At 64.0% G+C, this 17143-nt stretch carries 20 protein-coding genes and 1 tRNA gene; 12 read left to right on the plus strand and 9 right to left on the minus strand.

Annotated features, from left to right (window positions below):
- Positions 1–88: 88 nt before the first annotated feature.
- Together xth and ribA are read left to right on the plus strand one after the other, a co-directional pair.
- The gene (gene xth, locus PP1Y_RS10745; protein ID WP_013832251.1) at positions 89–880 is read left to right on the plus strand and encodes an exodeoxyribonuclease III; all 792 of its coding nucleotides are present in this window, start codon (positions 89–91) and stop codon (positions 878–880) included.
- The gene (gene ribA, locus PP1Y_RS10750; protein ID WP_041559235.1) at positions 877–1956 is read left to right on the plus strand and encodes a GTP cyclohydrolase II; all 1080 of its coding nucleotides are present in this window, start codon (positions 877–879) and stop codon (positions 1954–1956) included. The genes xth and ribA overlap by 4 nt, the downstream gene beginning before the upstream one ends.
- A gap of 82 nt (positions 1957–2038) precedes the next feature.
- Here the strand turns inward: ribA and PP1Y_RS10755 are convergent, their stop codons facing one another.
- Genes PP1Y_RS10755 through PP1Y_RS10765 form a run of 3 tightly spaced genes read right to left on the minus strand, consistent with a single transcriptional unit; the run spans position 2039 to position 3760 of the window.
- Positions 2039–2341 carry a hypothetical protein gene (locus PP1Y_RS10755; RefSeq protein WP_013832253.1) on the minus strand — a complete coding sequence of 101 codons (303 nt, stop codon included), beginning with the start codon at positions 2339–2341 and terminating at the stop codon, positions 2039–2041.
- 60 nt (positions 2342–2401) lie between these two features.
- Positions 2402–2758 (minus strand): hypothetical protein, encoded by a 357-nt coding sequence (locus PP1Y_RS10760; RefSeq protein ID WP_041558768.1) that lies wholly within the window; start codon positions 2756–2758, stop codon positions 2402–2404.
- 51 nt (positions 2759–2809) lie between these two features.
- Positions 2810–3760, minus strand: coding sequence for a hypothetical protein (locus tag PP1Y_RS10765; protein ID WP_041558769.1), 951 nt, complete (start codon positions 3758–3760; stop codon positions 2810–2812).
- 358 nt (positions 3761–4118) lie between these two features.
- Between PP1Y_RS10765 and PP1Y_RS10770 the strand changes: the two genes are divergently transcribed.
- Complete coding sequence (locus PP1Y_RS10770) at positions 4119–4301, plus strand: hypothetical protein (protein WP_041558770.1); 183 nt, start codon at positions 4119–4121, stop codon at positions 4299–4301.
- Positions 4302–4373: 72 nt separating this feature from the next.
- The gene (locus tag PP1Y_RS10775) at positions 4374–5351 is read left to right on the plus strand and encodes a TerC family protein (RefSeq protein WP_013832255.1); all 978 of its coding nucleotides are present in this window, start codon (positions 4374–4376) and stop codon (positions 5349–5351) included.
- 99 nt (positions 5352–5450) lie between these two features.
- Here PP1Y_RS10775 and PP1Y_RS10780 read toward each other — a convergent pair whose 3' ends face one another.
- Positions 5451–6782, minus strand: coding sequence for a DUF2254 domain-containing protein (locus PP1Y_RS10780; RefSeq protein WP_013832256.1), 1332 nt, complete (start codon positions 6780–6782; stop codon positions 5451–5453).
- A 120-nt stretch (positions 6783–6902) separates the two neighbouring features.
- On the opposite strand from PP1Y_RS10780, the gene PP1Y_RS10785 reads away from it, so the two are divergent.
- From PP1Y_RS10785 to PP1Y_RS10800, 4 genes are all read left to right on the plus strand, one after another.
- Positions 6903–7820 carry a DMT family transporter gene (locus PP1Y_RS10785; protein ID WP_013832257.1) on the plus strand — a complete coding sequence of 306 codons (918 nt, stop codon included), beginning with the start codon at positions 6903–6905 and terminating at the stop codon, positions 7818–7820.
- A 4-nt stretch (positions 7821–7824) separates the two neighbouring features.
- Complete coding sequence (locus PP1Y_RS10790) at positions 7825–8373, plus strand: pseudouridine synthase (protein ID WP_013832258.1); 549 nt, start codon at positions 7825–7827, stop codon at positions 8371–8373.
- A gap of 150 nt (positions 8374–8523) precedes the next feature.
- Complete coding sequence (locus tag PP1Y_RS10795) at positions 8524–9339, plus strand: hypothetical protein (protein WP_007013409.1); 816 nt, start codon at positions 8524–8526, stop codon at positions 9337–9339.
- A gap of 99 nt (positions 9340–9438) precedes the next feature.
- Positions 9439–10110, plus strand: a complete 672-nt coding sequence (locus tag PP1Y_RS10800; protein ID WP_013832260.1) for a glutathione S-transferase family protein — start codon at positions 9439–9441, stop codon at positions 10108–10110.
- Positions 10111–10275: 165 nt separating this feature from the next.
- Here PP1Y_RS10800 and PP1Y_RS10805 read toward each other — a convergent pair whose 3' ends face one another.
- Positions 10276–11238 carry a complex I NDUFA9 subunit family protein gene (locus PP1Y_RS10805; protein WP_013832261.1) on the minus strand — a complete coding sequence of 321 codons (963 nt, stop codon included), beginning with the start codon at positions 11236–11238 and terminating at the stop codon, positions 10276–10278.
- Between the two features lie 249 nt (positions 11239–11487).
- Here PP1Y_RS10805 and PP1Y_RS10810 point away from each other — a divergent pair.
- A tRNA-Leu gene (locus PP1Y_RS10810) sits at positions 11488–11574 on the plus strand.
- A gap of 124 nt (positions 11575–11698) precedes the next feature.
- Here PP1Y_RS10810 and PP1Y_RS10815 read toward each other — a convergent pair.
- Together PP1Y_RS10815 and PP1Y_RS10820 are read right to left on the minus strand one after the other, a co-directional pair.
- Entirely contained in the window at positions 11699–12121 is a 423-nt protein-coding gene (locus PP1Y_RS10815) for a DoxX family protein (protein ID WP_013832262.1), read from the minus strand.
- Between the two features lie 158 nt (positions 12122–12279).
- On the minus strand, positions 12280–13041 hold the full coding sequence (locus PP1Y_RS10820) for an energy transducer TonB (RefSeq protein ID WP_041558771.1): 762 nt from the start codon (positions 13039–13041) through the stop codon (positions 12280–12282).
- Positions 13042–13232: 191 nt separating this feature from the next.
- On the opposite strand from PP1Y_RS10820, the gene PP1Y_RS10825 reads away from it, so the two are divergent.
- Together PP1Y_RS10825 and PP1Y_RS10830 are read left to right on the plus strand one after the other, a co-directional pair.
- Positions 13233–13502, plus strand: coding sequence for a GlsB/YeaQ/YmgE family stress response membrane protein (locus tag PP1Y_RS10825; protein WP_041558772.1), 270 nt, complete (start codon positions 13233–13235; stop codon positions 13500–13502).
- A 242-nt stretch (positions 13503–13744) separates the two neighbouring features.
- Positions 13745–14347 (plus strand): superoxide dismutase, encoded by a 603-nt coding sequence (locus tag PP1Y_RS10830; RefSeq protein WP_013832263.1) that lies wholly within the window; start codon positions 13745–13747, stop codon positions 14345–14347.
- A 127-nt stretch (positions 14348–14474) separates the two neighbouring features.
- Here the strand turns inward: PP1Y_RS10830 and PP1Y_RS10835 are convergent, their stop codons facing one another.
- A complete protein-coding gene (locus PP1Y_RS10835) occupies positions 14475–15023 on the minus strand; it encodes a sigma-70 family RNA polymerase sigma factor (protein WP_013832264.1) in 549 nt (182 codons plus the stop codon).
- Positions 15016–15201 (minus strand): NepR family anti-sigma factor, encoded by a 186-nt coding sequence (locus tag PP1Y_RS25745; protein WP_139383950.1) that lies wholly within the window; start codon positions 15199–15201, stop codon positions 15016–15018. Before PP1Y_RS25745 ends, PP1Y_RS10835 begins: the two co-directional genes overlap by 8 nt.
- Positions 15202–15448: 247 nt before the next feature.
- Between PP1Y_RS25745 and PP1Y_RS10840 the strand changes: the two genes are divergently transcribed.
- Complete coding sequence (locus tag PP1Y_RS10840) at positions 15449–17113, plus strand: CHASE domain-containing protein (RefSeq protein WP_041558773.1); 1665 nt, start codon at positions 15449–15451, stop codon at positions 17111–17113.
- The last annotated feature ends 30 nt before the right edge of the window (positions 17114–17143 follow it).

Consider the following 17143-nt stretch of genomic DNA (forward strand, 5'->3'; position numbering starts at 1 on the left):
CCCCGGGTCGAGGGTTTTCCTTTGGAACTGCAGCGAGGATCGCAAGCGGCACTGGCAATTCGCCCTGAGCGCACCTAAAGCCCCTGACATGCTCAAGATTGCCACCTGGAACATCAATTCAGTCCGCCTTCGCATCGATCAGGTCGAGCGCTTCCTGACCGAACAGACGCCCGACGTCCTGTGCCTGCAAGAGATCAAGGTCGCCAAGCACCTCTTCCCGCACGAGATGTTCGAGCGGCTGGGCTATACGCACCGCGCGATCCACGGCCAGAAGGGCTACCACGGCGTCGCCACGGTCAGCCGCGTGCCGTTCGAGGAGTACAGCCGCCACGACTGGCAGGACAATGGCGAGGCCCGCCACGTCGGCGTGGAACTGCAGGGGCAGGGCAAGGGCCTGATCCTCGAGAACGTCTATATTCCGGCAGGCGGTGACGTGGCTGACCGCGAGGTCAATCCCAAGTTCGGCCAGAAGCTGGACTTTCTTGCCCGCATGACCGCGTGGGCGGACAAGATCGACCGCCCGACACTGATCGTGGGCGACTTCAACATCGCCCCGCTCGAATGCGATGTCTATGATCACAAGGCGCTGCTCAAGGTCGTCAGCCACACGCCGATCGAGGTGGAGACGCTTGGCCGCTTCCAGGATGCGCACGGCTGGGTCGACCTGGGCCGCAAGTTCATTCCTGCACCGGAGCGCAATTACTCCTGGTGGTCCTATCGCAGCTACTGGCGCAACAAGGACCAGGGCCGCCGTCTTGACCACATGTGGGCCTCTCCGGACCTGGCCGGGCAGGCCACGGCGCATCGTTTCGTCGAGGAAACGCGCAAGTGGGAACAGCCCAGCGACCACGTGCCGCTGATCACGGAGTTCGACCTCTGAGCGAGGCGAGCGCCCCGACCCCGGCGAGCGGGCCGCGCCGCGTTGCCCTGGCGCTCGATGCGTTGCGCCATGGCTGGCCGATCCGCGTGACGGGCGGCGCAGTGCTGCTGCCCGCCGAAACGGGCTTCGGCCCCGGCGTCGCCGCGCCGCGCATGCTGATCTCCGCGGCCAGGGCGGTCACGCTCAAGCTGGCGAACCAGCGCGAGGCGGCCGTACCCGAGGCGCCGGTCTTGATCCGCGCGGCAGAGCCCTTCGATCTCGAGACGGCCCGTGCCGTTGCCGACCCGGCGCTTGACCTCGTCCATCCCATGAAGGGGCCCTTCGCGGCCGAGCACATCGACGACATGGAAGTGGCGCGCACGGCCATGGAGCTTGCGCGTCTGGCCGGCATTCTACCGGCTTTCCTCGTGGCGCCGGCGATGGACGGTGAAGTGCAGGAGGTTTCGCCCGCCGACCTCGACGCGTGGAAGGACACCGCGCGCCTCGCCGTCGCTTCGCGTGCACATCTGCCTGTTGCGGCCTGCGAGGATGCAGAGATCGTGGCGTTCCGCTCCTATGACGACTTGCGCGAGCATGTCGCGCTGGTGATCGGCGAACAGGACGGAAACCGCGCCCCGCTCGTGCGGCTGCATTCCGAGTGCCTGACCGGTGACATCCTCGGCAGCCTCAAGTGCGATTGCGGTCCGCAACTGGACGCCGCGCTTCGCGCCATGGCCGACGAGGCGCGCGCCGGGGGCTGGGGCGTGCTGCTCTACATGCGCCAGGAAGGGCGCGGGATCGGCCTGATCAACAAGCTGCGGGCCTATCGCCTGCAGGACCAGGGTTTCGACACCGTCGATGCCAACAATCGCCTCGGCTTGCCCACAGAGGCACGGGACTTCCCGGTCGCTGCGCGCATGCTCGACCTGCTTGGCGTCCACGAAATCCGGCTGATGACGAACAACCCGGCCAAGGTCGAAGCGCTGGAGGCCGTGGGTGTGTCGGTGGCCGAACGCGTACCGCACCAGCTTCCGCCCAATCCCCACAACGAACGATACCTCAAGACCAAACGCGACCGTACCGGTCACATTCTCTGAACTCGTGTTCTAACATGACTTGAAGGTCGGCCGGGACGCGGGGTTGGGGTTCGGGGGGAGCCCCGCGTCCCGGCCTGCCGGATCAGTGCGGCATCAGCAGGAAAATCCCGCCGAAGATGGCGAAGATTGCCGCCGCGAAGGCTCCGGCCTTCCAGATGTCGCGCTGGGTGAAGCGGTCGATCTGGGATTCGCGAAAGGCTCTGTACTGCTCGGCTACGTCCGGGTTGCCGGCGATCAGGCCGAGGTCGAGCGGAGTGGCCCCGCGCTCGAACCAGGTCCTGAGTTCATCGAACTCGGGACCGGGCAGGTCTGGATAGCGCGCCAGCAGGCTGACGATGCGCGCGCGCTCGTCGGCGCGGATCGCGCCGGTGTCTTCGTATGACATGGAACAGTATTCCTGAAATCGTTGGCGTCAGGCGCCATTCCGGCGCCGGTGCGGGCGAGTTCAGGCGGTGGGCGGTCCGCGCAGGTCGGGAAGCCTGGCGGGATGCCGGCGCGGCGGTGGTCCGCGGGCCTCGGGAAGCAGGCGCAGGCGGGGACCGGAGGCGATCGCCAGCGGGCGCATGGCTGCCTCGGCGGGCACGCTGCGTGTGACCGGCGTTGTCGGCAGTTCCTGTGTCGCTGCTGCTTCGGACTTGCGGGTCGTGACCAGCGCGACATCGAGTGTCGCAGCGCTGAAGGCCGAGCCGGGGACCCTTTCCAGCGGCGCGCGAATGGGTTCGGCCGCCTGCATGCCGATGGCGGCAAGCAGCAGCACCGCCCAGAGGCGCATGCGCAGAAAGAGACTCGAACCCGATGTCATGGCTATCGGCTAAGGCTCATGAGGCGCGCTGGCAACCCCGACGAAAGTCGGTCAGCGCCGCTCGTAACGCTTGAGGCCGGGCCCCAGGACATTGCCGCTCAACCGCAGGTTGTCTCCGGACCAGTCTGCCACGAAGGCGCTGCCTCGCTCGATTCCCGGGGCGAAGCGGGCATTGTTGCCCTCGATCTCCAGCCCTTCAGAACTGTGGTTGCGGTGTTCGGCGGCAACCGCGACGAAGGCGGAATAGTTTTCCTTGTCGCGGCCCTGCACGAACCAGTTGTCGGCGATCTTGCCGGTCGCGCCGTCGGGCAGGTCGATCATGTAGTTGGTGCCGCGCCCGCGCGAATCGTCGAAGCTGCAATCGAGGATCGCAACGCGCTGGGCACGGCTCTTGGCGTAATGACCACCGGCTCCCGCTTCGAATCGACTTCTGGTGACGATAAGCGCGCCGTAGTTGCCGACGTAGATCGAATGGGCGCATCCGCCGCCGCCCTCGCACGTGCCCAGACGCGTGAAGGTGGACTTGTCGATGACGATCGTGCCCTGCGGATTGTCGCTGGTGAGCAGGCCTTGCTCGCTGTCACGGAACCACGACTGCGTGACCGCGAGATTGCCGCCTTCGAGGCGGATGCCCGAGCCGTTCTTGTCCGCAACCCTGATATTGGCGAAGACCATGCCTTCGACGGTGGCGCTGCGCCCGCGCAGGACGAGCGCGGCCTTGTCTTCGCAGGCGACGCCTTCGAGGACGGACTGGCCGGGCACTTTCGCCCTGTAGGTGATTTCGCCCTGCGTCTGCACCGCGCAATCGGAAAAGCGCATGGAGGCGAAGAGGATGGTGCCCTTGGCGTTACCGATGGCGTCCACTGCGTCCTGCAGGCGGGCATAGCCGCGGCCGGTTTCGGCAATGGTATAAGGTGCCGTCTGTCCCGCCGATGGGGTGGCGGGCAGGCCCATGGCGGCAAGGGCGGAAGCCGCGGCGGCGAGTCGGGCGATCATGCGCATGGCGACTTGCTAGGCGCCGCCGGTTAAGATCGCGCAAATCTCGGAGAAGCTGAAGTGGTCCGACAGGCCGCACAGCATATCCTTGGCCAGCTATCCCCGGTTGCTCCGATTGATGTTGAAAGTTGAACGATTCGGTCTTATTAAGGGGTCTGCGGGCCGGGCCCCTCTGGCGCGGCGCAAGCTTGTGTGGAACGCAAAAGTTTCCACCGGGCAGGCGCCACGTGATGTCGGACCGCATCGGATAAAACCGATGCAGGATCCGGAACGCTGATTGAGGTTTCTCCCTACGGTCCGGCTCTCAGGAACCTGGCATTGGCTCATCCGATCGAACCTACAACCTGTTCGATAGGGATATGACATGACCGAACGCATTTTCCGCCTGCTGGAGCGCCAACAGCGCCTCGATGCCCTGCTGCGCCTGGCGCAAGGGCGGCGGTTTGCCGATCCGCACGAGATCGCGCTGCTCAAGAGAATGAAGACGCGGATAAGGGACAGGCTCAGCCGGCATTTGCCCCCCATTGCCGGGCAATTGAGCCTGTAATCCCAGCGCCGGCGCGTAGCCCCCCATTCACGCGCCGGCGCACCTTTTCCTCGTTAGGACAAGCGCATCTTCATGGAATTTCTTTTTGCAAGCTGGCTGGGTACTCCGGCCTGGTTCTGGCTGGCCTTCGTGGCCATCGTCCTGCTGCTGACCGCTTTCGATCTCGGCTTCCTGCACAAGGAGGACCGGGAAATGGGCATTGCCGAATCCCTCAAGTTGTCGGTCTTCTACATCGCGATCGCCATGGTCTTCGGTGCCTGGGTCTGGTTCCAGAAGGGGGCGACCGCGGGCATGGAATACTATACCGGCTACTTCATCGAGAAGGCGCTCTCGATCGACAACGTCTTCGTCATTTCACTTGTCTTCGGCTTCTTCTCGATCGCGCCCAAGTACCAGTACCGTGCGCTCCTGTGGGGCATCCTGGCGGTCATCGTCCTGCGCGGCCTGATGATCGCGGGCGGCGCGGCGATCCTCGCCTCGGCCTACTGGGTCATGTACATCTTCGCCGCCTTCCTGGTGTTCACCGGCGTGAAGATGCTCTTTACCGGAGAGCATGAGCCGGACATCGGCAAGAACCGCGTGATCCGCTGGATTTCCACGCACATGCGCGTGACCAAGGAGCATCACGCGGAGCACTTCTTCGTGAAGGTGCCCGATGCGGCAGGCAAGGTGGCATGGGCGGCGACGCCGCTGTTCCTGGCCCTTGTGGTCATCAACCTCGCCGACCTCGTCTTCGCGGTGGACTCGGTGCCGGCGATCTTCTCGATCACGACCGACACCTTCATCGTCTACACCTCGAACATCATGGCGATTCTGGGCCTGCGCGCGCTCTACTTCGCGCTGGCAGCGATGGTGCACCGCTTCCATTACCTGCAATATGCGCTGGCGGCCGTGCTGGTGTTCATCGGCGGCAAGATCTTCGTGTCCGACTTTTTGATGGGCGGGGCCAAGTTCCCGCCGCTCATCAGCCTTGGCGTAACCGTGGCGCTGATCGCGGGCGGCGTGGTCTGGTCCCTGTGGAAGACGCGCGATGAGGAGCAGGCCGCCTAGAGCATTTTCTAGTCAGGTGGAATCACCTGACGACTCGGAAAATACGACAAATCAAAAACCTAGAGCGCGCGATCTGATGCAATCAAATCGGGAAGCGCTCTAGACGGGGCCTTCCAGTCCGGCGATGATCGCCGCGTGACGGCGGCGGATCTCGTCCACGTCCGGATCGGGAAGCATGGTTGCGGCGAGGTCGGCCAGTGCGCCGGCCTCGCGGACCAGCAGGCCGCGGCGGTGACTGCCCAGCACCTGCCCCGCAGCGGTTGCCAGGGCGTCCAGCGCGACGAGGGCGGTCAGGCGATTGCTGGCAATCGCCCCGCGCGCGGCCACGAAACCGCGCTGGAGGAAGTGCGCGAAGTCGTTCGTCGGCGGGAAAACCGGGCAATCCGGATCGCCCTCGTTCCATTTCTCCTTGTCGAGGCGCCGTCGTCCGATCTCGGCAGTGGCCGCGCCGAGCCAGTGAATCGCGGTGATCGCGGTGAAGGGATCGTTGATGCCGGGTGAAAGGGCCCGCAGGGCGATTTCCACCAGTTCGTCTATCGAGAACTCCAGGTCCTGCTCCGAAGTGCGCGAGCCGCCGATGGCGAAAGCCTCGCGCACCGAGTGGGCCAGGTGATCGGGCAATCGTCGCTCGCCCGCCAGCACCAGCGGAACGCCGGGATAGACGAAGTCCCCGGGCCGCACCCTGAGGGCGAGCAGGAGCTCGTGCTTACGGGCCAGTTCCACCAGCGTCGTGAACTCGATGAGGCGCACATAGCCGCTTTCGCTTGCCGGAACGGGGGTGCCTGCGGGCAGGGGGCGCACTGGCGGATCCTTGTCGCCGCTTTCCTGAAAGCGCCCGTCGATCTCGCGCAGAAGGCGCTCGCCGATGTTCTGCAGCACGGTGTTGATGCGGATGCTCGCAGGGATGTGGTGGAGGAAATAGACAAGCACCGCCACGGCAACGATCATCAGCGCAAAGGCGACGAGAAGCGAGAGCTGCGGCACGAAGCCGGCGCTCGACATCGCTTCGGCAGGAACTGCGCCGATGGCGGCCTCGTCCTGCGAGCGCACGGCGCGCAGCACGGTGATCGCATAGACGAACGTGCCGATGAACGTGGCGAGGCTGAGCTGGTTGCCCTTGTCTTCCATGAAATTGGTCAGCAGGCGCGGGCCGTAGGTGCCGCTGGCATAGGCGACCGCCGCGATCGTGATGGAGAAGACGGTGGAGGCGACGCCGATCATCGAGCCGGACAGGACTGTCAGGATGTTGTTGGCGCCCTCTGGGCGAGCCGGAATGATCCAGTTCGTCTCGCTGAGCCAGCGACTCGCGCCAATGCGGTCGAGGTGGACGAGGACGAGTGCCAGCAGCAGCCCGCCCAGTGCGAAAAGTGCGGGGTAGAACCAGTAGCTTGCCCGGATCGACAGCCAGTTTGAGCGCAGCGTTGCGAGCATCGTGAAGAACCCTCCGCAGGCAATAGAGCGTGAGCGCGCCGCCTGTTCCCTATGCAGGTGCATGGACGGATGCAATTTTTGCCATGTACGGCGGGGCCTGTGCACCGCTAGGGCGCGACGATGGCCACCACCGATACATCTCCCATGCCTCAGCACCGTCCCGGTCACGACTGGACGGCGCGGCACGTCGCGGCGCTGCTGCTTGCCAATTGTGGGCTGGCACTGGGGCCGTGGCTGGTCCGGCTTGCCGATACGGGGCCGGTCGCGGCAGGGTACTGGCGGCTGATGATCGCAATGCCCTTCGTGTTTCTGCTCAGCCTGCGTGAACCGACCGTGCAGCGCCGGGTTGGCGGTATGGCCCTGTTGATCGTGCTGGGGGCGGGCGTGGCCTTCGCGCTGGACCTGGCCGCGTGGCATGTCGGCATCGTGAGGACCAAGCTGGGCAATGCCTCGCTGTTCGGCAACGGCGGCAGCGTGATCCTGATGGCCTGGGGCCTGATCGCGGCGCGGCGCCGTCCGCACCTGCTGGAACTGGCGGCGATCATTGCAGCGCTGATCGGGGCCGGGCTGCTGATGGGCGGTTCGCTGGAGATCAGCCACGTTAACTTCGTGGGCGACCTGTTTTGCCTCCTCGCGGGTTTCTTCTATGCCGTCTACATCCTCATGCTCAATTCGGTGCGCGGGCGGCTGGGGCAATATTCGCTGCTGTTCAATTCGATGTTCGCCAGCGTGCCGCTGATGCTGCTGATTGCCTGGCTGCTGGGCGAGCAGATCGTGCCGGGCAACTGGACACCCCTGATTGCGCTGGCCTGCACCAGCCAGCTGATCGGGCAGGGCTTCCTCGTGTATTCGCTGCGCCACTTTCCGCCGCTGGTCATCGGCCTTGCGCTGCTGACCCAGCCCGCGATTTCGGCAACGATCGGATGGCTCGCCTTCGGGGAAGCGCTGACGCCGGTCGATGTGATCGGCATGGTCCTTCTCGCCGGGGCGCTTGCCATGGCCAAGGCGGGCGACCGCCCCCCAACTGCAAAGGCATGATCCCTTGGCGCGCCTGATCCTCTTCAACAAGCCGTTCGATGTCCTTTCGCAGTTCACCGACCTGCGTTCGCCCACGCCGCGCGCGACTTTGTCCGATTTCATCGATCTGCCCGGCGTCTATCCCGCAGGCCGGCTGGACCGCGACAGCGAAGGGCTGCTGCTGTTGACCGACGACGGCCGCCTGCAGGCGCGTATCGCCGACCCGAAGTTCAAGCTGGCCAAGACCTACCTCGTGCAGGTCGAGGGAGAGCCTGACGAGGCGAGCCTCGAACGCCTGCGCCGGGGCGTGGCGCTCAAGGACGGGATGACCCGGCCGGCGCAAGTCGAGCCGATCGATGCGCCCGACCTGTGGCCGCGCAATCCGCCGGTTCGGTTCCGCAAGACGGTGCCGGATCGCTGGCTGCGCCTGACGATTCGCGAAGGGCGCAATCGCCAGGTGCGGCGAATGACGGCGGCCGTAGGCCATCCGACCTTGCGCCTTGTGCGCTGGCAGGTCGGCGACTGGACGCTCGATGGCCTCGCTACGGGCCAGTGGCGTGAAGTAACTGTCTGAATTGACCTGAAGTACGGATGAAGTTGAGAACTCATCGCAACTTTGAGTCTCATCAATAGCCTTTACCTGTTTATTCTCCTCTGTCCGAAGCGGGGACAGTTATCATTCCTGTCTGGCAATCAGCCCGCAAGTTGCTGTAATGCGTATGGAATGGGAAGGGATGTCAAAATTGAACTTGATCCCGCTTTCGTGATCAAGGCTGAGGAACTGGCGGTTCTCAACTATCTCAAGTCGAACCATCCGCGGCCGTTGCTTCTCGAATGGATCAATCGCGGAACAGACCAGAAGATGCAGCGATCGAGCATCGAAATGCTGCTGCGCACGCTAACGCATCATGATGTGTCGCCGAGCGTGGCGCGCCTGCATCATTCATCGGGGCTGCGGGCGACTTTCGCGTCGAGTCAGGATCGAGACGAATTCGCCCAGGCATTCGCCAGTGCACGGGCGGAGATGGGCATGGCCAAGCGCCATCTCGTTGCAGCGCTGTTCGACCGCCGGCGCGATGCCGAGCGCGTCGTCGCCGATCTGCGGGATGCCGGGATTCCGGAAGATTCCATCTCGCTCCTTTGGCGGGCAGGTGATTTCGAGGATGCCGACCAGAGCAGGGTGGCCGGGCACACCAAACGCAGCGTCGCTGCCGCTGCTGCCGGCGGCGGCCTCGCCGGTGCATTGCTGGGCGTCGCGGTCCTTACGATCCCGGGGATCGGTCTGGTTGCGGCTGCGGGTGCCATTGCCGCCAGTTCGTTGTCCTCGGTCGCTGCCGTCAGTGCGATCATCGGTGCAACCGGCGGCGCCATGGCCCGCATGCTGACCGACCAGGACGTCGACGGGCGTGAGGCGAACTACATCGAGCGCCAGATCCGGCAGGGCAAGGTCTTCGTTTCGGTCGATACGCGCATTGCCGAGGGACAGAAGGATCTCGCCCGCCAGATCATCCTGCGCAACGGCGGCAAGACTACCGGCTAACCGACATCGGCCCGGTCGCGCAGTTATCCACGCGTTCATGTGGGCGGAGATTCCATGCCGGGTGGACGCTGACCGGCAGCTTTGGCATGCGGGATGATCATGTGGCACATCTTCCAGTTTCCGCTCTGCCCCTTCAGCCGCAAGGTCAGGCTGCTCATGGCGGAAAAAGGCATTGCCTACGAACTGCAGTCAGCCCGCCCCTGGGAGAACGAAGACCGCCTCTTCGCGATGAACCCGGCCGGACGCACGCCCGTGATCAAGGAAACCGATCGCAACATCGTGCTCTGCGACAGCCGCGCCATCTGCGAGTATTTCGAGGAGACGGTCGACCGTAATCCGCTGATCAGCGGCACGGCCCAGCAGCGCGCCGAGATCCGCCGCTTGATCGCGATGTTCGATGAGAGCTTCTTCAACGACGTCTCCGGTCCGCTGTTGCATGAGCGGATGAAGAAGCGCCTCGTCCTGCGCCAGTCGCCTGACGCCAAGATGCTGCGCGAGGCCATGAAGCTGGCGCACGACTATCTCGACTACATCGATTTCCTGATCGACCACCGGCCCTGGCTCGCCGGCTCGACGATGACGCTGGCCGACCTGACCGCGGCCGCGCAGATCTCCGTTGCCGACTATCTCGGTGGTATCGACTGGTCGAGCCACGAGCAATCGCGCGGCTGGTATCTCGTGATGAAGTCGCGTCCCAGCTTCCGTCCGCTGCTCAGCGAGCGCATGGAAGTCATCCAGCCGCCAAGTCACTACGCCGAAGTGGATGCCTGATTATCTGGCCTGATGGCCAGTGCGGCGCAGGCATCCGCCCGGGCCTTGCGGCACCAGCCCACGCCCCCACCCGGCCTCCCATGGCAATATACTTTGTGGGAGGCCGGGTGGGGGCGTGGGCTGGGGCCGCTAGCCAGTCACGGATGTGACTGGCTTACTCGACATTTACGCCGCCGACTTGGCGCCGAAGCGGCCGTGCTTGCGGAACTGGGTGGCCCAGCGGTCCAGGAACAGGCCGAGCGGGCGCGGAGATACGCCGAGTTCGGCGATGCCGGGCAGGTCGCCGCTGGCGACGCTTCCAGCCTTGAGCAGCTTGAACTGGTCGCTGGTGATCGGCGCGCCCGGCAGCCAGCCGGTGGCAGAGGCGATCAGTTCGGACACCGAATCGGGCAGGGCGATGAAGCTGCGCGAGCGGCCTTCCGCCTTGGCGATGCGCTGGTTGAGTTCCAGCATGGTGATGACCTCGGGGCCGCCGATCTCGTAAGTCTTGCCGCCGTGCGCGGCGGGGTTGCCCAAGGCATTGGCAATGGCTTGGGCCGCATCGTCCACGAACAGCGGCTGCAGCTTCGCTTCGGGTCCGAACACGGGAAGGGCCGGGAAGGTGCCGATAAGGCGACCGAACATCATGACGAAGTTGTCGTCCGGGCCGAACAGCAGCGAAGGGCGCAGGATCGTCGCGCCCGGAAACTCCGCGCGGATCGCTTCCTCGCCTTCCGCCTTGGTGCGGGCATAGTCGACATCCGAATCGGCATTCCCGCCGATGGCCGAGATGTGGACGAACGCCGATGCGCCGGCGGCCTTGGCCGCAGCGGCGATCGCGCCCGCGCCCTTGCCCTGCAGCGCGTCCAGGTTGCCGGAGAAGGCGCCCACCAGATTCACCACTGCATCCGACCCCGCCAGCGCGGCTGCCAGCGAATCGGGCCTGGTTACATCGACCCGGGCGAACTGCACCTGCCCGAGGTTGCCCAGCGGCTTGATCGCATAGGCTTTCTGCGGATTACGGCTGGCAATGCGCAGGCGCGCGCCGCGGCTCAGCAGTTCCTGGGCGAGGTGACGGCCGACAAATCCGCTGCCTCCAAGGACAGTCACGATCTTACCGGCAAGAGAATCGGTGGGGCGTTGGCTCATGGTCAGGTTTTTCGTCCTTCGAATGCCGCGCGGAGAATTGGGAGGACCCGCGTCGCTACGCATGATTTTTGCCATTGGCATAAGCCCCCCGCCGGGGCAACCGGCCAAACGCTCTTGTTTGCCCAGCCGATCTGGCAGGAAGTGAAAAACAAATGGCATTTGTGGAGCAAAGGGCGTTGACAAGCTTCCGGCCAGCCCGTAGTGGCGCGCTCCTACCTAGCGGGGATCGCAACGCGGCACCCCGCCCGTGCCCAGATGGCGGAATTGGTAGACGCACCGTCTTCAGGTGGCGGCGCTCGCAAGGGCGTGGAGGTTCGAGTCCTCTTCTGGGCACCATTTTCCCGAGAAGTTCAGCAAGTAGCGTGAGCGGGTTTCGGCCCGCTCTTCGCTTTTGCGTGCACAGGGAAAAGGCGCCGGTCACTCGGACCGGCGCCTTCCTGAGTTCAGGTTTGGCCGTATCTTACTTGCGGGCGTCGAGGCTCAGGCGGCCGCCGCCGAGGGCGACGACGTTGAGGAGGCCGCCGGCGATGGCGATGTTCTTGAAGAAGTTCAGGAACTGCATCTGGTCGCCCAGCTGGTTGTGAAAGAGCACTGCGGTCACGACCGAGAACACTGCAAGGAGCAGCGCGATCGCGCGGGTACGGTAGCCGACGATCAGTGCGATGCTGCCGACGATTTCGACAAGGATGGCGGCGATCAGGCCGAGCGTGGGGAAGGGCAGGCCGACCGAGGCAATATAGCCAATCGTGCCGGCGGGGTCGGTGATCTTCGAGGTGCCGGCGAGAATGAAGATGACGGCGATGGCGATGCGTCCGACGAGGGCGAGGACATCGTTGCTCGAGGAGGCGGGACGGGTAGCGGTTTCGATTGCATGTGCAGCCATGGGAATTCTCCGAGATTTTCGTAGCGAGCCCCTGTGGCTCGTTGTGAGCCCCTATCTATGGTGCAACGGGTGTCCGAAGAATTGGGATAAAACCGATCCAGATGTTCGGCTTTTTCGAATGCGGAGACACTGCTCCGTGCTTTTGAACTGGACGCGGCTCAATCGGTGACGTCGGACCACCCGTGGATCTCGGTCATGACGAAAGGCACGGGATTGCCCATTCCATCCCTCGCGGGCTTGAAGCGGAAGCGCTCGGTGATTGTGCGGCAGGTGTGCGCGTCGAGTTCAGGGCGTCCGCTCGAGACGAGAATGCGGCACTGGCTGGCGTGACCGTCCACGCCGATGCGGTAGCGCAAGGTCAACTCGGCTCCCTCTCGCGATTGCCTGAGATCCCGCGGGAGCTCAGAGAAATGGAGCTTGCCGCTGACCTGCCGGGGAAGCGTGGCCGGCCGACGGTAGCCGTTACCGCTGCCATATCCCTTCCCTGCAAAGCCGTCACCCGATCCGGTGCCGCTGCCGCCCGATCCCAGACCGGGGCCATCGCGATCGGACGCGCCTTCATTTGCGGCCTTGCCGCTGTCAGGTTTGGGCGCGGCAATCAGCGGCGGCTCCGAAAGAGGAGGCCTGAGTGTCTGCGGGGCGACGACGGGGCTGGCCTTCGCACCGTAATCGGGCGGTGACGTGGCTCCCCGGTCCGCCTGCGCAGGGTCTGGGGCAGGAGTGGGAGAGGGGCTGGGCGTTTGCCTTGGCTTGGGCTTTTCAGGAAGTTCGCGGATCGGAAGTACAGCTTCCAATGCGGCAGGCAAGGAGGGCAGGGGCAAGCTGACGGCAAGGCCGGTCACAAGCGCTGCCAGTCCGCCGGCTACGATCGTGGCGGCGGCCAGTGCGGCGAACGTTCGTTCTCGGCGCGGGGCGTACATGACGGCTTTCCTGATCGGCTTCCTTATCATTTGGAACGAGGCAGCCCCTCGATCAGTTTCGCCTTCCGAAGCGATACCATGACGGGCGTCACCTCAAGTTGTCGATGCGATGAGCCGTTGTTGACTGTCAGGAACCAAGCGCTTGCCGGCCCGTTGAACAAGTCGATCAGACAATTATCGGAGACGGAAAAATGACATTGATCCTTGTTCTACTTGTCGGCGGTGTAATTGGCTGGCTGGCAAGCATTCTCATGCGTACCGACGCGCAGCAGGGCATTCTGCTCAATATTGTTGTTGGTATCGTCGGTTCGCTGATCGCTGGTTTCATCATTACGCCATTGATTGGCGGAGCGCCAATTACCAGCGGTTCGTTCGACCTTCTTTCGCTCTTCGTCTCGTTCCTGGGTGCGGTCGTTCTGCTGGCGATCGTTAACCTCTTCCGTCGCGGTTCGGTCCGCTAAGAAGCTGGGTCAAGACCAGGTGCGGCGCGCTCCGGGATCGGCCCGGAGCGCGTCGGCGCATGTCCGAAGCGTGCGCGCCAGGCCTAAAAAAGTCGGGCGGAAAAGTGAAAATGTCGCGTTTATATGCTTGAATTACCGGACTTGAGACCAGACATAGCCCCCCGTATCCATCGGCACCCCCGGCACCAGTCCGCGCGGGTGCCTTAACCAAGCAATTGACAACCGGAACAGGAAGAATTGCCATGACCATTGCCCTCATGCCGCTGCCTTACGCACAGGATGCGCTCGAGCCGCACATCTCAGCCAAGACCCTCGAGATTCATCATGGCGCTCACCACAAGACCTACGTCGACAAGCTGAATGCTGCCATCGAGGGTACCGACAATGCCGGAAAGTCGGTTGAAGAGATCACCAAGTCGGCTTCGGGCCCGCTCTTCAACAATGCTGCCCAGGTATACAATCACGGCTTCTACTGGCACTCGCTGAGCCCCGAGAAGACGGAGCCCAGCGAAAGCCTCGCAACCGCCATCAAGAACGACTTCGGTTCGATGGACGCATTGCTCGAGGCGCTGACCAACGAAGCGGTCAACCACTTCGCGTCCGGCTGGGCCTGGCTCGTCGTCGATGGCGGCAAGCTCAAGGTCATTTCGACCCACGACGCCGCGACCGCGATCACCTCGGACGTGAACCCGCTGCTCACCATCGACGTGTGGGAGCATGCCTACTACATCGACCAGATGAACAAGCGCCCGGCCTATGTGAAGGCGGTGCTGGAGAATCTGATCAACTGGAAGTTCGCGTCGGACAACTTCGACCGCGGCACGGCCTGGAATTACCCGGCCTGAGATGGGTTATCGCGCCTGCCACGCCTTGAGCGGCAGGCGCGAGACCAGCGTGATGAACAAGAAAGCCACCCTCGCGAGGGTGGCTTTTTTTTGTCTGCAATCGAGGAGAGCGGCCTTGCCCAGGAAGTCAGCCCGAACGGCGGGCGCGGGGTTCGGCCGTCAACTCCGGCTCGCCATCGAGCATCCGTGCAAGATCCGTGCGCGCACGCGCGACCCGGCTCTTCATGGTGCCGATCGGACAGCCCGCAATTTCGGCGGCTTCTTCATAGCTGAAACCCGACGCGCCGATCAGCAGCACCGCCTCGCGCCGTTCAGGAGCCAGCTTCTGCAGGGCGTCTTCCATGTCCGAGAGATGCAGCGGGCCTTCCTGGTCAGCCTCCATCACCAGCATGCGCTCTGCCGCGCCTTCGTCGAGGTCGGTGCTTCGTTTGGAGCGGCGCAGCTCCGAAAGGTAGTGATTGCGCAGGATAGCGAAGGTCCACGCTCGCATGTTCGTGCCGGGGGTATAGCGTTCGCGGGCCGTCCACGCCTTGATCGCCGCTTCCTGCACGAGGTCGTCGGCAAAGTCAGGGCGACCGGAAAGGCCGCGAGCAAAGGCGCGAAGGTGGGGCAGGACAGAGAGCAATTCCAGGCGGAATGCTTCGTCGGCGGCGTTATGCTCCGTCCGGTCAGGCATCGCCGCCGCCGTCGAGCTTCTTGAGGAGATCCTTGAAGCTGTCCGGAAGCGGTTCGTCCACCACGGAGTTATAAAGCTTCCTCAGCCCACCGGCCCATCCGGGTTCATCCCCCCGTCCGGATGCCGGCGGCATCGCGGGAATTGCTCCCGGTTCGCCTTTACCTTTGGGCTGATTCAACACTAACTCCTATACCCTGTGACTTTTGGCGGATTTGTGCGGGGCGGGTCAAGGCCGAGGTCGCTGTCGCGATCGGCCTGTCTCGTAACGACACCAAATGTTGCCGAAGTCTGCGCAATTTACTTCTACACCAGTGGAACCATTGACTGCGCGTGTGGTTCCCTCGAATGAAACAGAGTCGAATGAGTGTTGCGAGATAGCGCGTCGGGTCGCGTTGGCGCGTTTTCAAAGGGCCGGGAATTGCGGGGTGATTGACCAGGCTTTGCTGGACAGAGTGAAGAAGCAGGCGTGGTTTCACAGGTTTCCGCGTGGCTGGCCCTTCCTGCTTTTCCTGATTGCCAGCATCACGACCGCGGTGTCCGTCATGGCGATAGAGCGCGCCGACCGGCTGACCCGGCAGGTCGAGCTCGACCGCAATCTGACAGAGATATCATCTGCCCTGCAACGCCGTGTCACCGAGAATATGGCACTCCTGCGTGCCGGTGCCGCGCTCTTCGCCTCGCAGAGCGAGGTCGATCCCGAACAGTTCAAGGAGTTTGCCAAGGATCTGCAGGGCAACGGCAGCCTTTACGGCTCGCTTGGCATGGGCTGGGCGCCGCTCGTACCGGTCGACAACCTGCCCTTCATCGAGGTCGCCCAGCAGGAGAACGGGCGGCTCGATTTCATCGTCCACCCCCGTCCGGAACCCGGGCAGGAGTATTCGACCCCGATCGTGTACCTTGAGCCCATGTCGCGGGTGAACCGCACCGCTGTCGCCTTCGACATGTTCTCCGAACCGGTTCGCAGGTCCGCGATGGAGAAGGCGATGAAGCTGGGCAAGCCGGTCGCCTCGGGTAAGGTCCATCTCGTGCAGGACAGGGGCGATCTCGATGCCGCAGGCTTCCTGATCTACATGCCGGTGATCATCAAGCAGGGCCGGGGCCGCGGCGTGAAGGGCTTCGTCTACAGTCCGTTCCGGGCCGATACCTTTCTCTCTTCGGCCAGCGAACTCTACCGCAACGATCGCATCGAAGTGGCCATCTACGATGACCATGTGTCGCCGGAAACCCTGTTGGCCGACCGGCGGGCCGAAGGTACGAGCGGGCCGACGATGGAGCGGCGCATCGACGTCGGCAGCCATTCCTGGGTGGTGCAGGTAAGCGACAAGCAGGCGGGCCTGCTTTCTCCGCTTTCGCGCATAACCCTGTTCTTCGGCGCACTCGCTTCGCTGATGGTCATGGCGATCGGTCGCTTCATCACCAAGCGCGCGGCAGAGGATCGCCGGGTGCTCGAATGGCTTACCAGCCAGGCTTCGATCCGCGATTCCCTGACCCGAGAGCTCAATCATCGGGTAAAGAACACACTGGCCAACGTGCTGTCGATCGCGGCGCTGACCCGCCGCCGTTCAAGCGACATCGACGATTTCACCGAAAGCCTGACTGCCCGCATACGCGCGCTTTCGGCGACGCATGACCTGCTTTCCCGTTCTGACTGGAGCAACGCCGCGCTCGAGGACATCGTGCGCTCCGAACTTGCGCCTTACATGGAAGGCAACGAAAGCCACGTCGAGATGGCGGGGCCGGACATCAAGCTGGCTCCGAACGACGCGATGTCCCTGGGTCTGGCGATCCACGAACTGGCAACCAATGCGGCCAAGTACGGGGCCCTGAGCACGCCGAACGGGCGCATCCACATCGATTGGAAGCTGATCTCGCCACATCTGGTTGAGCTGTTCTGGCGCGAGGAGGGCGGTCCCCCGGTCGAGGCGCCCGCGAAGCGCGGCTTCGGGCGCGACCTGATCGAGAAGATCGTGGCCCACGAGCTCAAGTCCGAAGTCGATCTGCAGTTCAACCGCGGGGGCGTCGAATGTACGCTCAAGGTTCCGGTGCGAGCCTCGCGTGAATTCGCCCTGCGCTCTCAGCAGCAGGGTTGATCGCGGGCAGCCGGGGCCAGTCAAGCCTCT

Origin of the sequence: Novosphingobium sp. PP1Y (assembly GCF_000253255.1) — a bacterium.
Classification (GTDB): domain Bacteria; phylum Pseudomonadota; class Alphaproteobacteria; order Sphingomonadales; family Sphingomonadaceae; genus Novosphingobium.

Bases quoted from the DNA above. Each gene is read 5' to 3' on its own strand.
- xth (WP_013832251.1), top strand. From the start codon at position 89: ATGCTCAAGATTGCCACCTGGAACATCAATTCAGTCCGCCTTCGCATC.
- PP1Y_RS10755 (WP_013832253.1), bottom strand. From the start codon at position 2,341: ATGTCATACGAAGACACCGGCGCGATCCGCGCCGACGAGCGCGCGCGC.
- PP1Y_RS10760 (WP_041558768.1), bottom strand. From the start codon at position 2,758: ATGACATCGGGTTCGAGTCTCTTTCTGCGCATGCGCCTCTGGGCGGTG.
- PP1Y_RS10765 (WP_041558769.1), bottom strand. From the start codon at position 3,760: ATGCGCATGATCGCCCGACTCGCCGCCGCGGCTTCCGCCCTTGCCGCC.
- PP1Y_RS10770 (WP_041558770.1), top strand. From the start codon at position 4,119: ATGACCGAACGCATTTTCCGCCTGCTGGAGCGCCAACAGCGCCTCGAT.
- PP1Y_RS10775 (WP_013832255.1), top strand. From the start codon at position 4,374: ATGGAATTTCTTTTTGCAAGCTGGCTGGGTACTCCGGCCTGGTTCTGG.
- PP1Y_RS10780 (WP_013832256.1), bottom strand. From the start codon at position 6,782: ATGCTCGCAACGCTGCGCTCAAACTGGCTGTCGATCCGGGCAAGCTAC.
- PP1Y_RS10785 (WP_013832257.1), top strand. From the start codon at position 6,903: ATGGCCACCACCGATACATCTCCCATGCCTCAGCACCGTCCCGGTCAC.
- PP1Y_RS10795 (WP_007013409.1), top strand. From the start codon at position 8,524: ATGGGAAGGGATGTCAAAATTGAACTTGATCCCGCTTTCGTGATCAAG.
- PP1Y_RS10800 (WP_013832260.1), top strand. From the start codon at position 9,439: ATGTGGCACATCTTCCAGTTTCCGCTCTGCCCCTTCAGCCGCAAGGTC.
- PP1Y_RS10805 (WP_013832261.1), bottom strand. From the start codon at position 11,238: ATGAGCCAACGCCCCACCGATTCTCTTGCCGGTAAGATCGTGACTGTC.
- PP1Y_RS10815 (WP_013832262.1), bottom strand. From the start codon at position 12,121: ATGGCTGCACATGCAATCGAAACCGCTACCCGTCCCGCCTCCTCGAGC.
- PP1Y_RS10820 (WP_041558771.1), bottom strand. From the start codon at position 13,041: ATGTACGCCCCGCGCCGAGAACGAACGTTCGCCGCACTGGCCGCCGCC.
- PP1Y_RS10825 (WP_041558772.1), top strand. From the start codon at position 13,233: ATGACATTGATCCTTGTTCTACTTGTCGGCGGTGTAATTGGCTGGCTG.
- PP1Y_RS10830 (WP_013832263.1), top strand. From the start codon at position 13,745: ATGACCATTGCCCTCATGCCGCTGCCTTACGCACAGGATGCGCTCGAG.
- PP1Y_RS10835 (WP_013832264.1), bottom strand. From the start codon at position 15,023: ATGCCTGACCGGACGGAGCATAACGCCGCCGACGAAGCATTCCGCCTG.